This window comes from Flavobacterium sp. 11 (genome assembly GCF_002754315.1).
In the GTDB taxonomy this organism is placed as follows: domain Bacteria; phylum Bacteroidota; class Bacteroidia; order Flavobacteriales; family Flavobacteriaceae; genus Flavobacterium; species Flavobacterium algoritolerans.
In genome coordinates this window covers 2,581,083-2,596,880 of the sequence record NZ_PEFE01000001.1, presented here as the reverse complement: position 1 = coordinate 2,596,880, position 15,798 = coordinate 2,581,083, and the positions used below count along the sequence as shown (strand labels likewise).

The following is a 15,798-nucleotide window of genomic DNA, read 5'->3' as shown; positions in this document are numbered from 1 at the left end:
AACAATTCCTAAAACTTAATTTCGTTTATACTTTCTTTTTCTTTTTCACTAACTTTGAAGAAACTAAAAAATCCTATTAATGAAACCAACCTCAATTCTCTGTTTGTTCCTACTATTATTCATTTCTCATACGAATTACGCACAAACCACAGTCGATGACCCCGAAATAAAAAAAATGGTTGCCGAAGTAAAATCGGAGAACATGGAAGCTACAGTTCGAAAACTTGTATCTTTTGGAACCCGACATACATTAAGCGATACCAAAAGCAACACCCGCGGTATTGGAGCGGCGCAACGCTGGGTAAAATCAGAGTTTGATAAATATGCTTTAGCATCTGGCGGAAGACTGACTTCTATTATTGATTTTTTTACCATCAAAGCTGATGGAAGACGTATTGCTACAGACAGCCAATTAGGTAATGTTATGGCAACTTTAAAAGGAACTGATCCTACAGATGATCGTGTATTGATTATAAGCGGCCATTTAGATTCCCGTGCTTCAGATGTAATGGATGCCAAATCAGATGCACCAGGCGCTAATGACGATGCTTCCGGAGTAGCAGCCATGATGGAACTTGCCCGAATCATGAGCCAAAGAGAATTTCCTTTTACCTTAATTTTTGTGGCGGTTGTTGGTGAAGAACAAGGATTGTACGGAGCCAAACATTTAGCCGATGTTGCCAAAGATGGAAAATGGAATGTTATTGCCATGATTAATAATGACATGATTGGAAACAGTTTGTCCAGCGGTACTTTATTGCGTGATAATACTAAAGTTCGTGTTTTCAGTGAAACAATTCCATTCTTAGAAACGGAAGCCGAATCAAAAATGCGTAAATCGACCAATCGTGATAATGATAGTCCATCGAGACAATTAGCCCGTTACATTAAAACGGTTACCAATCAATATGTGGAACAACTGGACATTAATTTAGTGTATCGCAACGACCGTTTCTTACGTGGTGGCGATCACACTCCTTTCAGTCAAAATGGATTTACGGCTATTCGTTTTTGTGAAATGAACGAAAACTACGATCACCAACATCAAAATGTTCGAAAAGAAAATAACATCCAATACGGCGATCTTGCTGAGTTTATGGACTTTGAATACATGAAGAAAGTAACCTGCTCTAACTTGGCTACGTTCAGTAATTTGGCTTGGTCTCCAAAAGCACCAACAAACGTAGGAATTGAAGTAAAGGATTTGACTAATTTTTCTACTTTAGCATGGACTGCTCCTGAAGGAAAATCAGTTTATGGATATAACATTTTGATTAGAGAAACGTCATCACAACATTGGGAAAAAGCAATTTTTGTAAAAGACACAAAAGCCGAAATCCCATATTCTAAAGATAATTTTTTCTTTGCTGTTCAAACAGTTGATGCATTAGGACATTCCAGTTTACCGGTTTTCCCAATACCAATTCGTTAAAAAGCGTTCAATACTAAACAAAAAAGCGTTTGCCGAGGCAAACGCTTTTTTTATGGATACTATTTACAAATTAAATATTAATTGTAAACACTCTCTTTTTTGAAGTGAACTGTCAGTAAATAATAAACGACCACTCTGTATTTATTTTTATTGGAACGGCCGTATTTTTCCATAACTGCATCTAGTGCTGCATCTAAATCCGGTCCATCTGCAAGTCCTAATTTCTTGATTAGAAAATTATTTTTTACCGTATCTAACTCGGCTTGCTGACTTCCAGCTACCGTTGCAGAATCATCATTATAAATTGACGGGCCACAACCAATAGTTACTTTTGTCAACAAATCCATATCTGGATTTACACCACATTTGTCTTTCAAATCGGCAGCATACTTTACAATTAATTCGTCTCTTGCACTCATAAATAAAAGTTTAATATTTGATTAATAGATTTTTATACTCTCAAATTTAAACATTTAATCGTGCCTTTTAACGGACACCTGAAAATAATTAGACCAATTCTTTAAAATATTGCAGTAAAATGCTGTCATTTTCCAAAGTGGGGGTGAAAATTTCCAAAATACTTGGCTTTTCGTTTTGAGCATACAAAGCAGTCAAACTTGTTGCTAAACTTGCTTCATCGCTGGCAATATTATATTCAAAACCATACATTTTTGCCAAATGTTCCGCTGTTAAACAATGGGAAGTTTCAAAGAATGTATTAAAAACAGGACTTTCTTCATGTCCTGGTAAAATCCTGAATATTCCTCCGCCTCCATTATTGATTAGAATAATCTTGAAGTTTTTCGGGATATAATTGTTCCATAGCGCATTGCTATCGTACAAAAATCCAATATCTCCCGTTATGAAAACGGTTTGTTTTTCATCTCGTTCATATGACGAGACAGCCGCACCAATTGCCGTAGAAGTACTTCCGTCAATTCCGCTGGTACCGCGATTGCAATACACTTCAATTGAAGGATGAACATCTATTAATTGCGCATAACGAATTGCTGAACTATTGCTGATTTGCAACTGACTATTCGTTGGCAAACACTGAATCACTTTTTCGAAAACTTTAAAATCCGAAAAAGGAATTTTATCTAAATAAATATCACTTTTTAGCTTTCGCAACGCTTTCACAGCATCTAATTGCTTAAAATAATTACTTTCTGTTGCGTTTGTAAGTGGTAGAAATACATCAAAAAACACATTTGGATTTACCTCAAAATGGTTGGTCAAAGCACCAAAAGTGTCATATGCTCTCCAAGAATCAATATGCCAATGGTGCTTTGGCTTGTATTTTCTCAAAAAAGCTTTGATTCGTTTCGAAACAATCATTCCGCCAAAAGTCACTAAAATTTCCGGACGAAAATTTTCAAAATCATCATGCGTAAAAGGCGTAATTATAGTGTCGATGTTGCTTATAAAAGTATCGTGATGCAAATTAGAAGTCGTTTCAGTCAAAACTACAACCGACTCATCTTTCGCAAAAGCATCTATTATTTTTTCATTGATGGTATTCGGTTCATTTACACCAACTAAAATCATTTTTTTGGTGGAATTGTTCCAAATTGTTGCAAATTCCGAAACGTCTTGGATGGAAATTGTCTGAGTTACATTTGCGGAAGCGATAGTATTCACTTCAACTGAAAGTTCTGAAACGGTTTCATACAAAGGCTCTTCAAAAGGCGCATTGATGTGAACAGGACCTTTTTGCGTGATTGCCGTATTGATGGCTTCGTTGATCTTTAAATCATTTGTTGCTGAAACGTCTTCTTGCAAATTAGCATTGTACAAAGAATGGTTTTCGAATACATTTTCCTGTCTAATCGTTTGTCCGTCGCCAATATCAATTTTGCTTTGCGGTCTGTCTGCCGAAATCACTATTAAAGGAATCTGGCTGTAAAATGCTTCCGCAAAAGCCGGATAATAATTCAATAACGCAGAACCGGAAGTACACACCAAAACCACTGGTTGTTTCGTTTGTTGTGCTATTCCCAATGCAAAAAAAGCAGCCGCACGCTCATCAGCAATACTGTAACATTGAAAGGCTGGATTACTCACAAAACCTATTGTTAACGGTGCATTTCTAGAACCCGGAGAAATAATTATGGTGGTGATTCCTTTGGACAAACAAATTTCAATAATGCTTTGTGCTAAAGGTATTTTGGGGTAAATCATTGTTTTAGTTTCAAAGTAACAAAGATACAAAGATGTAAAGGTTTTTCTCTAATCTTAAATAGTTTTCTTAAATTTGAAGGAAAATAAATTCTATATGGAAATCAAAATAAGACCGGCTGTTTTTACCGATTTAGATACAATATTGGAAATCATCAATCACCAAATACTTCACAGTACTTCGATTTATGATTATGAGCCACGAGATTTTGAAACTCATAAATTGTGGTTTGAGGATAAATTGGCTCAAGATTTACCTGTAATTGTAGCCGAAACTGAAAATGGAACCATTGGATATGCTACTTATGGCTCTTTTCGTCATAAAATAGGGTATCGTTTTACAGTGGAACATTCGGTTTATGTAGCGGAAGAATTTTTAGGAAAAGGGGTTGGGAAATTATTATTGGCTGAACTGATTCAATTGGCAAAAAAACAAAAATACCACACTATGATTGGCGTTATTGACTCCGAAAATAAAGGAAGCATCGCTTTTCATAAAAAATATGGTTTTGAAGCCGTGGGCGTTATTAAAGAATCAGGTTATAAATTTGATCGTTGGTTGAGTTCCGTTTTCATGCAATTGATATTAGAATAATTGAAGTTGAACTAGAATTTGGTTTGTTTTTTTCAATATGTTTGGCTTTATAACTTTATGACTTCAAGACTTGAGACTTTATAGTATATTTGCACAACTAAAAATTTCATGGACTATACCTTACTTTCATCGCCTTTACAGGGATTTACCGACTTTCGTTTTAGAAATGTCCAAAACAAAATTTTTGGAGGAATTGATACGTTTTACTCACCTTACATTCGCTTAAACGGAAAAATGGCTATCAAACCGTCCTACGAACGAGACCTTCTTCCGGAGAACAATCTTGATTTAGAGGTAATTCCGCAAGTGATAACAAACGATGCCGATGAATTTTTATTTGTGGCCAAGTATGTCCGAGAACTGGGCTATAAAGAATTAAACTGGAATTTAGGTTGTCCTTATCCTATGGTTACCAAGTCTGGAATGGGTTCCGGTCTAATCAGTAATCCAGAAAAAATAAATAACATTCTTCACAGAGCACATAATGAATCAGATATTATTGTATCTATGAAAATGCGTTTGGGTTATGAAAACAGTGAAGAAATTCTGGATGTTTTACCTATTTTAGATACGTATCCTATTAAAAATATTGCGATTCATGCGCGCATTGGGAAACAACTGTATAAAGGTGGCGTAAATCTGGATGCGTTTCAGCTATGTGTTGATAACACCAAGCATAAACTGTATTACAATGGTGATATTACTTCGGTGGCTAAATTTCATGAAATGCAACAACGCTTTCCTACTATAGACCATTGGATGATTGGTAGAGGATTAATTTCGGATCCTTTTTTACCAAGTATGATAAAAAACAATACTTCAGAATATCCTGCCAATAAAATGGAACTATTCAGTGCGTTTCACGATACTTTATATGCTATTTATAGTGAATCGCTTTCTGGTTCAACACATATTTTATTGAAAATGTACCATTTATGGGAATACTTTTCGGCTACGTTTTCAAATCCGCATAAGGTATTGAAAAAAATAAAAAAAGCGCAAAGCATCCGAAATTACGAAGCTGCTGTAGCTGAAATTTTTAAAAATGAAAAAATTTAAATTAAACCATTAAGAAAAATTAAGCTCTGAATCTTAATGTAACTTAATTTCTTAATGGTTCAAATTTTAGAAAATATTCGACACTTACTCATACCATAAAAAAAAAGAGATTTTCATTTGACTGAAAATCTCTTTTAAAATATTTTACTTTTTTAAATCAGTAAATTACGCTTTGATCCAATTCAATACTTCAGGATCTGTTACCAAAGTTTTTGGGGAAATCACTTTTTCTAATTCTCCTTTTTCGTTGATTAGATATTTTTGAAAATTCCATTCCACAGTTGAATCTTTCAATCCGTTTTTTGATTTTTGAGTCAAAAACTGATAAATAGCAGCCATATCATCACCTTTTACAGAAACTTTGTCCATCATAGGAAAAGTCACTCCATAATTCAGTTGGCAGAAAGTAGCAATTTCTTCATTTGTTCCCGGTTCTTGAGAAGCAAAATTATTCGCAGGAAAACCTACAATCACTAATCCTTTGTCTTTGTATTCTTTATAAACAGCTTCGAGATCTTTGTATTGTGGCGTCAATCCACATTTTGAAGCAGTATTTACAATCATGATTTTTTTACCTTTCAAAGAAGCAAAATCAAAACTGTTTCCAGATAAATCTTCTACTTTGAACTGATAAATTGTTTCTTTAGCTATTGATGCGTTGCTCATTTTAGTTTCAGTTTTTTTAGGTTGCGCCTGATTTTGACAGCTAAATAAGATTAAAGCAAAAGTGGCAATAAATACTAGATTTTTCATATTTAAAATTTTTTATAAAAATAGACAATTATTTGTCTCATTAAAATTTATTTTCGTTAAACACACGTTAAAAAACAAAGAAGCCTGACATTATGAAAATGCCAGACTTCCAAACAAATAAACAACAAATCTTCAATGCGTATTAAAATGTATAGGTAATTTTCCCTTTCATAAAAAAAGGTGTTCCGGGAGTAAAATGAATCTCTTCGACACTTTCTGGTTCATTTTGCAACCTTGATTCTGTTGCAAACTGTGTTTCATTCCATTCTGTATCAAAAATATTCTCAACTGCTATTCCGAAATTGATATTCTTATATTGATAATTAACATTTAAATCGGATATAAAATAACCTTTGGCAACAATAGAATTATCTTCATTTGCCGGGCGATTTTTTAAATAACGATACCGTATTCCTCCTGAAAAACCATTCACTTTCTGGAAACTTAGTCCTCCAGTCGTGGTGAAATCTGGCGCTAACGGAATGTAATTCTGACCTTTTGGTTCATCAATACTTCTGGCATAAGTATAATTTGCATCAGCATCAAAATACAACCAATCGTTCAACTGATAACGCAACCCAAGCTCTGCTCCCATGCGTTTTGATTTTCCGCTTGGCTCAATGATTCCGGCATCTCCTACGTAAACAAATTCCTGCTCCAAAAATAAATACCACAAAGCCGAATTCACAATTAACTTAGGAAATGGTTTCCAGATAGTACCAACATCCGTTCCTATTGCGGTTGGTAAAATTTGTTTTCCACTGTTTTGAACAACCACTCGAGCATCATTCGAATGGAAACCCATTCCTGATTTTATAAAAAATTGCAAATTATTATTTTGCGAATAAATGAAATTCAGTTTTGGAGAAAATTTAACTTTCGATTCCGATTGTGTTTTGTAATTCTCAGTCAACTTATCTTGGTAATTGAATTTGAAATAATCCAATCGAATGGCCGGATTAATCATTAATTTTCCAAAATTGAATTCTGAATTCAAGTACGAAAACAAATTAAATTCATCAATATCTCCTAATTTTATATTTTCTAAAACTGTTCTTCTGTTCAAAGTATGAGAAAGCTCCGTATCTTTAGTAGCATCTGCACGAAAACCTCCACCGAACTGTAACAAAACATCTACATCATTTAATTTTGTTTTCTTATTCAACTCGGCATTCATTCCATAAATATCCCTGTTTTCTTTCTGTTTAATTTGGTCTCCGTTTATTGAATCATCCAGGAAGAAAGTAAAATTCGAATACAATTCAAATTGATAATTTGAATAAAAAGCATTGGCTTTCAAGAACGTATTTTCATCAATTGGTTTGCTCAAACTTGCACTGAAGTTCGTTCGGGATGTATTTCCTCCTTCGGTATCATCAACGGAACCAAATCTTGAAATCGTTCCATTATCAATCAGCCGTTGCGGAATTTGACCCGAAGCATCCCATTTGCTTGAAAAGCGAGAAGCCAAGATTGAGAACTTGCTATTGTCACTTAAAATAGCTGAATATTTTCCTAACAGATTGACCCTATTGAAATTTTGGGGGGAATCAAAAGGACCATCTGTTAGAATATATTCTGTGGCAATGTAGGCGCTTTGTGTTTTTTGGTTGCCCAAAAGATTAAACAATCCTACTGTTCTCATGGTGTTGAATTGCCCTATTTCGATACCAATACTGCTTTTTTCTATTTTATCTTTAGTTTGGAAAGCAACGTATCCTGCCGTTGCAAAATCCCCTTTACTGGCATAATACGTTCCTTTTCCAAAATCTATTTTTTCTACCGTTTCCGGAATTACAAAATGCAAATCGGCGTAGCCCTGACCATGTGCATGAGAAACCATATTTACTGGCATTCCATCTACAGAAATGGCAATATCTGTTCCGTGATCGATATCAAAACCTCTAAGAAAAATTTGCTCCGCTTTTCCTCCACCGGCATGTTGCCCGATGAATAATCCAGGTACTTTTCGCAAAATTTCTTGCGAAGAATTTACCGGAGTGGTTTGCAAATCTATTTTAGAAATTACATTCATAGCCGAAAGTTTCGGTTGGATTACTATTTCATTCAATCTAAAAATATCATCTTCCAGAATGATTATGTCATCCGAAGAAACAATGGTAAAATTTGACTTTTTATATCCTAGCGCCGTTATTTTTATAACGTCTCCCAAAACTGTTTTATCTAAGCTAAACAATCCGAATTCATTTGTATGCGCATGACTTTCAGAATTTGTGTTCACTAAGTAGGCGTTTTCAACAGGATTACCATCGCTATCCAATACTTTTCCTTTTTGGATTTGGCCATAGGAAGACAACCCAAAAAGGGTGATCATCACTAAAATAATATTTTTCATACGCTATAATTGATTTACCTTTTTGTCAAAATTAGGTCCCAATTCATACAAGCTGGACAATAATTCTTCCTTAATAGGTTTCGCTTTAAGCGCTAAATTATTTGATTTATATATCATTGCTAAGTGGTATTGTACCTTTGGTTCAAAGGATTTTCCAACCACATGATTCTGAGCAATTTCTAATGCTTTTTTATTTTCGCCTACATTTAGGTATGCCCAAGCCAATAAGTCATAAGAATCTGCAGTGGGTCTGTGCTCTACTTCTATTTTGGCAATTTCTAATGCTTTTGAAGCTGTTTTTTTGTCATCGGCATAAATCAAAGCATTGTATTTGTTGTACATCGCGCCATAATTATTTTTCTCCATCATAGAAAAATAAGCGTTTCTATTTCTTACTTCATTGGTTTTATCTCCTTTAAATTGGGCAATTTGAGATTTCAACAAATAAAAATCTGGAGTATTATGAGTAACAGCTATAGCATCAATAATTCTATTTGCCTCATTTATATTTCTTTCTTTAGAGAAAACTATCCAAGCAATTCCTTTTAAAGCATAGGAATAATTAGGATCTAATGCTAATGTTTTTAGGAAACTGTCATACGATTCCTGAATTCTTCCGGCATGACCGTAAAAATCTCCAAGGTTTGAATAAGACCAAATTTTAAGTCCTTTGTTATCGTCTTTTTCAGCAATATCTCTCGCTTTTTCCATGAAAGTTATGGCTGTATCCAAATCTCCTTTGTGATCGTTCCATTTTGCCAAGCGAATCAAATAATCAAAACTATTCATGTCTCTAATGGCGTTCAGATTTTTAACCGCTTCCGGATAATTTCCTAATTCCATTTGAACGTCGAACAATAATTTTTGGGTTTCTTTTTTTCCTTCGCCTATTGCTAATGCTTTATTAGCTAACTCCAACGCTTCTTTGAAACGGTGTTGTGAAATGTAATTTCTTGCTAATGATCGAATCGTTGATACTCTGGAATAATCATACGCTTCGTTTGATTTTGTCAATAACTCTTCCGTTTTATATAGGTTTTTAATGTTTCCTGTATATTCGAAAAGCATGTTGTAATTTGATGCTAATTGACTTAAATAACTGATTTGGTTTGGAGCTGCATCAAATTTTTTCTGCCAAAAATCAATTTCTTTGTATGCAAAAGTCAGTGATTTATTTTCCTTTAAAGTCAAATATTTATTATAGTCTTCAGCCTTTGTAATTTGTTCTGATTTAGTCTCGCAACCGAATATGAATAGGATTGTGAAAACTAAAAATGATATTGTTTTTAAAGTTTTCATACTCTAATTGTTTTGTTTGTTTGTTTGTTTGTTTGTTTGTTTGTTTGTTTGTTTGTTTGTTGTAATAAAAAAAACAGAGCGAAAATTGTTGCAAGCGCTCTGTTTTTTTTAGAAAATATTACCAAGCAGAAGCTAAGTAAGGGAAAGTTGTACCAAATGCTTTATCATTTGCATTTACATTATCTTTAGTAAGACCTGGGTTAGAAGTACCAGCTGAACCACCAAAAATTAATAATAATTCAACATCAATTACATCATCTGCCAAAGCTCTACCAGTTAAGATATTAGTTCCGTCAAAGAAAGTTGTTTTTGCTGTTTTAGAAACTCCTAATACATCTGTAGCCAAAAGACCTGTAAGCTGAGCAGCTGTTTGTCCTAAAGCATTAGTAGTATATGCAGAATTCAAAGCTAATAATCTAGATTGAAAAATAGGTTGATATTTAGCTCCCATTGCCGAAGGAATTGCAGCATTAAAATCATCTTTAGGTTGCCCTGAAGCAACGAATACAGTATTGATTGCCGGTCTTGCCATTTGATCTTGCTGAACATAAGTTCCTGAAAAATCTAGGCTTACAGAACCACCGTTTGAATCGTCATTATCACAATTTACTGAAACAACTGCAGCTACTAGCGCGATTGTTATAATTTTGAATTTATTTGTTTTACTCATGATCTTTATATTTTAAGTGTTTTGGAAATCGTAAATATTCGATTTCATGTTTTTACTTTTTTAATAAAATAATTATTGTTTTTTCTTAGTTTCAGCCCAAACATTTATTGTGCTTGAAGAACCTAACATTGTTTTTGGAACTTCTACTACAATTGACATTACATTAGTTCCTGCAAATGTGTCAACACCCGGATTATTAAATCCTGAAGCAGTTCCTCCAAGGATTGCTTTAAATTGACCTAAATCAAAGAAGAAAGGATCGTCTCTTGGTCCTGCGAAAAATTTCATTCCGTTTTGTTCAGCAGTTAAAGCTGTTGCACCATAAGTAGAAATTGTAACATTTCCTGTAGCAGCAGTCGTTTTAACTGTACTTGATGTTCCTGTTGTTCCCGGAGCAACTGGTCCGAAGAAATACATTTTGTCATCTCTCTTGATTGCTTGAATCACTAAATCTTCAACATTGTCACCTGTGTTATCAATATTGATCTCAACCATTACATTTTCTTTAAATGTAGCAGCACCTGTAGCATTAGGACTTAACAATCCTTGAGTGTTTACTGCAAATACTAAATTACTTGTGTTTTGACCTTGAAAGGCGTACACATCAGTAATATCACCCGCATCGCCAGACATTGTAGCCGGAGCATCTATGTGATCCGCTGCTACTAATATTAAGCCCGAAATCGCCACTAGCGATAGACCTAAAATCATTTTTGTTTTTTTCATTTTGTTATAAATTAAAAGGTTATAAAGGCATTTACGGGAAAGTGTTTCTTTTGGTTTTAAAAATCTTAATAAAAAATCAATTAAATATTTAAATAATTGATAATCAATTACTTAAATACTTAAATAAAATATAATTATTTTAGTTTTAATTTTTTTATTATCTTGACAATCATTAAATCAATCATTTCTAAATAAGATTGTATAAGTTTGTATAAGTAAAATAGTAAGATATGAGTCAAGAAGAGTTATTAGTATTAATTTATAAGAAAGACGAAAGGGCATTTACACATCTATATGATATGTATTCCAAAAGTTTATTTTCGGTTATAAATGTTCTCGTAAAAAACAGAGAAGAAGCAGAAGACGTGCTTCAGGAAGTATTTGTAAAAATTTGGAAGAATATTGATTCTTACCATGAGAGCAAAGGAAGATTCTACACTTGGATCCTGAATATTGCCAGAAACACTTCTATAGATAAACTGCGTTCAAAAAATTTTAATAACAGTCAAAAAAACCTTTCTACAGATAATTTCGTAAATCACTTTGAAGACAGTTCTAAACTGGTCGACAAAATGGATACTATTGGATTGCAAGAGTTTGTAAAAAGACTAAAACCAAAATGTATTCAAATAATAGATTTACTGTTTTTTAAAGGCTATACCCAACAAGAAGCTTCTGATGAATTGGCGATTCCTTTGGGAACAGTAAAAACACAAAATAGAAATTGTATTAATGACTTAAGAAATTATTTGAAAGTATAATGGAAACAAAAGAATATATAGAATCAGGAATCCTGGAGCTTTATGTTTACGGTTTACTAAGTGAACCCGAAAACGAACAAGTAAGCACCATGGCGAAAAACAGCCCGGAAATTAACGACGAAATTATAGCGATAGAAAAAGCCATTGTTGCTTTATCATCTAGCTTTTCACCGTTTCATTCTGTGGCTAATTATGAAAAAATTAAAGCTAAACTGGAACTCAAACATGCTAAAGTAATCGAGTTACAGCCTACCAGCAATTGGTCACAATATGTTGGTTGGGCAGCAGCAATTCTATTATTGGTTGGTATTGGATATCAATACAATCAATTAGATGAAACTACTACGCAAGTAGCCAATACTGAAGTTGAGAAAGCTAAATTAGAGAAAGAATTTAATGTCTTAAAATTAAAAAACACGGCTAACGAAACGAGTTTAGCGGTTGTAAGAGACACTAAAAATACTGTTGTAGCACTTGGTGGACAAGTAGTTGCTCCAGAATCTTTTGCAAAAGTATATTGGAATCAAGATACTAAAGTAGTCTATATTGATGCAGCAGGTTTACCGGAGCCACCAGAAGGAATGGTTTATCAGGTTTGGGCATTAAAATTAAGCCCATTGACTCCTACAAGCATTGGATTATTGGAAAACTTTGATGCAAATGAGCAAAAATTATTTGCTGTGAATAATGCTAATGAAGCAGAAGCTTTTGGAATCACACTTGAGCCAAAAGGTGGAAGCTTAACTCCTACAATGGAACAATTATATACATTAGGAAAAGTGTAAATCATCTCTTTTTCTGTAATACTAAAAAAGGTTCAACTTTACAGTTGACCTTTTTTTTATGGAAATAACTCAAAAACTATTTGAAACAATTAGTATATTATCGTACCCAATACCAAATAATTCCCGGATTTGAATTGCCACAACAACCTAACCATGGTGCAGGACTAAAACCATTAGTTGAAACTAAAGTTCCCCACCAATCACCGTTAGCATCATTACTTGTCGTAATAGCTCCTTGTGAACCCGGAGAATACCATGGCATTATTTGTTCTATTCCACTTCCTTGATAAGACCAAGAATCAAATTTTGTATTTAAAGTAATATCTGTTTGAGTATTATTAGTATTTACAAAACTATATGCTTGATTTGCTGTCCAAATTCCTCCCCATCGCCCTCGTGTTGTTGCATCTATCATATATTGAAAACCACTGCTGCTCTTTTTAAGATAATCTGCATAAGCAATGATGGAATATTGTCCGTTAATCGTTGGAGCCGTTTCATTTCTTAAAATAGCATTATTCCCGTCCCAACCTGAACCATTATTATTACACATTATCAATGTCCAGCCACCGCCGTCAGTAGTCATATCAGCATAAATCTGAAAAGGAGTTCCTCCATTTATATTTGGATTTGTAATCCAATACAATCCATCTGCAGCGCTTGGATAATCGGCTTTTATTTGTAAAGCATTCACTCCCGCTGATGCTGCTGATAATCCATCGTTGGATTTAGTAGAAACTGCTTGACCGTATTTAGTTAATGAATTGCTTGTGGCCAATGCCCCATTTTTATTAATATAATTAAAATCAGTATCCGAAATTTGACCATTATTTGTTAAAACAGAAACTGCATTTACTGTTAAAGTAGCACTTATGGAATCCCCAAAATGAGTCGCATCCCCTGCTTGACTAGCCGTGATTGTAGTGCTTCCTGCTCCTACAATTGTTACAGTTGTTCCACTGATGGTTGCTACAGCAGTATTACTACTTGCATAAGTAATAGCACCAGTGCTAATACTAGTTGGTGGTGTAATTGTATAAGAACCATCGAAATACGTTTTTATTTGTAAATTAAAATTGCTTAAATTGGGATTGTTCAGTACGGTTACAGTCACACTATTGGAAACAGAACAGCCTTCATTAGCAGAGTAACCAGTAACTTGATACGTGGTCGTTTCTGTTGGGCTCACTGTTAATGTTTCGCCGGCTACCATTGGTTGTCCATAAATATTGTAGTAAGAAGCAGTACTTTTTTCAATGGCTTCTCTGTTTGAATCAGATAATACAGAATTGAAAACAAATATATCAGCCACATCAGCATCTGAAGGTTCACTTTCATTAATCCTTAAACCATTTGGTCCAGTAGATCCTCCATTTGTATTAACCGTTTTAGAAATCCCGTTTTCAAAAATTGTTGAAGCACTACCAGTTCCTGTTGCTGTATATACAAATGGATTGTTGTCTGCTGATATCCCACCAGGTTGAGAAACCCAACCATCAAAATAAGCTTGACTTTTACTTCCATTCCACCAACCTAACAACCAGTTATTGTTATTAGCATTTAGAACTCGACCCCTACTCGGACCTGTTTGTTTTGCGGCATATACTACTGTATATGGAGGTGTAAAATTTACATTATTTTTTATGTTTTGTCCGGTGTTAAATCTTAAAATAGGTTTATTATTCAATCCATTATAAACATACAGTGGTTGTGCACCAACAGAAGATGGCATCATATCATTTCCATTCCCGGATTGATCGTAAAGTTTTACACAGTAACCTGCCGAAACACCCAGCCAAGTACTAATTGTAGCTGTATCTAAATCAGTATTTATAAATCCAAAATCAGCTTCCGTATTGTCACTATCGCGTCTCAAGCGAACCGCAAATCCAGTATAATCAGATCGTAGTAAACGAAGACCAACCGCTAGCTTACAGGTTGGAACTTGATCCAAAGGTGTAGTCAAACCTGTACCCCACAAATAAGTACTGGCTCCAGAAGCAGTCAGTGTAATTGAATCTCCTGAATTAAGACTAGCTGATGCTGGAGTAATAATAACTGTAGACAAAGTCTCAATTGTCACAGCACCCGAAATAGCACTGGTAACTGGCAATCCTAACAATCCTGAAACAACAACATAATAATACGTAGTGCCATTAACTGTAGTTGGCGGAATAAAAGTAGCTCCAGTAGCACCCGCTATTAAAGTTCCTCCGCTTGTACTGGAACTAGAATTACTGTACCATTGATAAATTAGATTTTGCCCCGAAGCCTGAACGCTCAAAGGGGTTGCCGTTGTTCCTACACATTCTAAATGAGTTGAAGAGGAAGGATTAATCACTATTGCTGTAGTGCACAAAGTCATGGCGATTCCATAATAAGTGCCTTGATTGCATTCTAATGACAGTCGAATAGTAGAAGCATTTAAAGATGAGAATCCTATTGCTTCGCTTTGTAATATCGATCCTCCACTATTACCACCATCGTAATTGCCTATAAATACTTGAGTTAAGTTATCGGTTCGAGTGCTAATGGACAAAACCATGGCTTGATTAACCGGAGCCAGAGATTCAGCAGTTGTTTTTGGGATTCCATCTTTCCATATTGCAAGCGGATAAACATTAGAATGAAATGTAGTACCTCCAGATTCCAATATACCTCCTATTCTTGGACTTCCCTCTAGAATGGTATGATAACTCGGCCAATTCATACTTTCTGATTTTATCACCGATGTGATACTGGCTAAACTTAATGATCCCGAATAAACTAACCCTTTATTTCCTGAAAAATCGATAGCTACTCTAGTTCCAATGTATTTAAAAGTGCCATTAAATACAATTTTGGGTTGAACGTTATTATCTGTTTTAATCAAATTCCTTCCATTTCCACTTTGGTCATACCAAATAGTTACAAAAGCATCATTTGAACCTACAAAAGCCAATAACGTTGTTGTATCTAAATCTCCATTACTATCAAAACCAATATCCTGTGTGGCATTATCAGTACTGCGGCGAACTTGTATAGCACTGCCAACATAAGAAGTACTTAATTTCCTCAAACTATAGGCAACTGCTGCAGGTGTGCCGCCAGTCAGTCCTAAATTGTCTAAAGTATTTTGTGCATAACCCTCTAAAGTGGCAACGATCAAAAAAAAGAAAAATATTTTTTTATAAAACTTCATGAT

The 15,798-nt window shown here is 34.4% G+C and carries 13 protein-coding genes; 5 read left to right on the top strand and 8 right to left on the bottom strand.

The genetic code is table 11. From position 1 onward, the window contains the following. The first annotated feature begins 79 nt into the window (after window positions 1-79). Window positions 80-1,432: a M28 family metallopeptidase gene (locus CLV00_RS11250; protein WP_099715290.1), complete on the top strand. Its 1,353-nt coding sequence runs from the start codon at window positions 80-82 to the stop codon at window positions 1,430-1,432. A gap of 77 nt (window positions 1,433-1,509) precedes the next feature. On the opposite strand, the gene CLV00_RS11245 is transcribed toward CLV00_RS11250, so the two are convergent. Together CLV00_RS11245 and menD are read right to left on the bottom strand one after the other, a co-directional pair. Continuing rightward, window positions 1,510-1,851: a DUF2853 family protein gene (locus CLV00_RS11245; RefSeq protein WP_099715289.1), complete on the bottom strand. Its 342-nt coding sequence runs from the start codon at window positions 1,849-1,851 to the stop codon at window positions 1,510-1,512. Window positions 1,852-1,939: 88 nt separating this feature from the next. Continuing rightward, the gene (gene menD / locus CLV00_RS11240; RefSeq protein WP_099715288.1) at window positions 1,940-3,613 is read right to left on the bottom strand and encodes a 2-succinyl-5-enolpyruvyl-6-hydroxy-3-cyclohexene-1-carboxylic-acid synthase; all 1,674 of its coding nucleotides are present in this window, start codon (window positions 3,611-3,613) and stop codon (window positions 1,940-1,942) included. Window positions 3,614-3,707: 94 nt separating this feature from the next. Between menD and CLV00_RS11235 the strand changes: the two genes are divergently transcribed. After that, window positions 3,708-4,205 carry a GNAT family N-acetyltransferase gene (locus tag CLV00_RS11235; protein WP_099715287.1) on the top strand — a complete coding sequence of 166 codons (498 nt, stop codon included), beginning with the start codon at window positions 3,708-3,710 and terminating at the stop codon, window positions 4,203-4,205. Window positions 4,206-4,313: 108 nt separating this feature from the next. Then, window positions 4,314-5,264: a tRNA-dihydrouridine synthase gene (locus CLV00_RS11230; protein ID WP_099715286.1), complete on the top strand. Its 951-nt coding sequence runs from the start codon at window positions 4,314-4,316 to the stop codon at window positions 5,262-5,264. Window positions 5,265-5,429: 165 nt separating this feature from the next. Here the strand turns inward: CLV00_RS11230 and CLV00_RS11225 are convergent, their stop codons facing one another. From CLV00_RS11225 to CLV00_RS11205, 5 genes are all read right to left on the bottom strand, one after another. Further along, on the bottom strand, window positions 5,430-5,930 hold the full coding sequence (locus CLV00_RS11225) for a glutathione peroxidase (RefSeq protein WP_369800966.1): 501 nt from the start codon (window positions 5,928-5,930) through the stop codon (window positions 5,430-5,432). A 229-nt stretch (window positions 5,931-6,159) separates the two neighbouring features. Continuing rightward, the gene (locus CLV00_RS11220) at window positions 6,160-8,373 is read right to left on the bottom strand and encodes a TonB-dependent receptor (protein WP_099715284.1); all 2,214 of its coding nucleotides are present in this window, start codon (window positions 8,371-8,373) and stop codon (window positions 6,160-6,162) included. A gap of 3 nt (window positions 8,374-8,376) precedes the next feature. After that, entirely contained in the window at window positions 8,377-9,672 is a 1,296-nt protein-coding gene (locus tag CLV00_RS11215; RefSeq protein ID WP_099715283.1) for a tetratricopeptide repeat protein, read from the bottom strand. Window positions 9,673-9,790: 118 nt separating this feature from the next. Continuing rightward, window positions 9,791-10,342, bottom strand: coding sequence for a DUF4331 family protein (locus CLV00_RS11210; protein WP_099715282.1), 552 nt, complete (start codon window positions 10,340-10,342; stop codon window positions 9,791-9,793). 72 nt (window positions 10,343-10,414) lie between these two features. Next, entirely contained in the window at window positions 10,415-11,068 is a 654-nt protein-coding gene (locus CLV00_RS11205; protein ID WP_099715281.1) for a DUF4331 family protein, read from the bottom strand. Window positions 11,069-11,298: 230 nt separating this feature from the next. Between CLV00_RS11205 and CLV00_RS11200 the strand changes: the two genes are divergently transcribed. Both CLV00_RS11200 and CLV00_RS11195 read left to right on the top strand, forming a co-directional pair. Beyond that, a complete protein-coding gene (locus tag CLV00_RS11200) occupies window positions 11,299-11,829 on the top strand; it encodes an RNA polymerase sigma factor (RefSeq protein WP_099715280.1) in 531 nt (176 codons plus the stop codon). Beyond that, window positions 11,829-12,614 carry an anti-sigma factor domain-containing protein gene (locus CLV00_RS11195; protein ID WP_099715279.1) on the top strand — a complete coding sequence of 262 codons (786 nt, stop codon included), beginning with the start codon at window positions 11,829-11,831 and terminating at the stop codon, window positions 12,612-12,614. The genes CLV00_RS11200 and CLV00_RS11195 overlap by 1 nt, the downstream gene beginning before the upstream one ends. A gap of 97 nt (window positions 12,615-12,711) precedes the next feature. On the opposite strand, the gene CLV00_RS11190 is transcribed toward CLV00_RS11195, so the two are convergent. Continuing rightward, window positions 12,712-15,795 (bottom strand): fibrinogen-like YCDxxxxGGGW domain-containing protein, encoded by a 3,084-nt coding sequence (locus CLV00_RS11190; RefSeq protein ID WP_099715278.1) that lies wholly within the window; start codon window positions 15,793-15,795, stop codon window positions 12,712-12,714. Window positions 15,796-15,798: the final 3 nt, after the last annotated feature.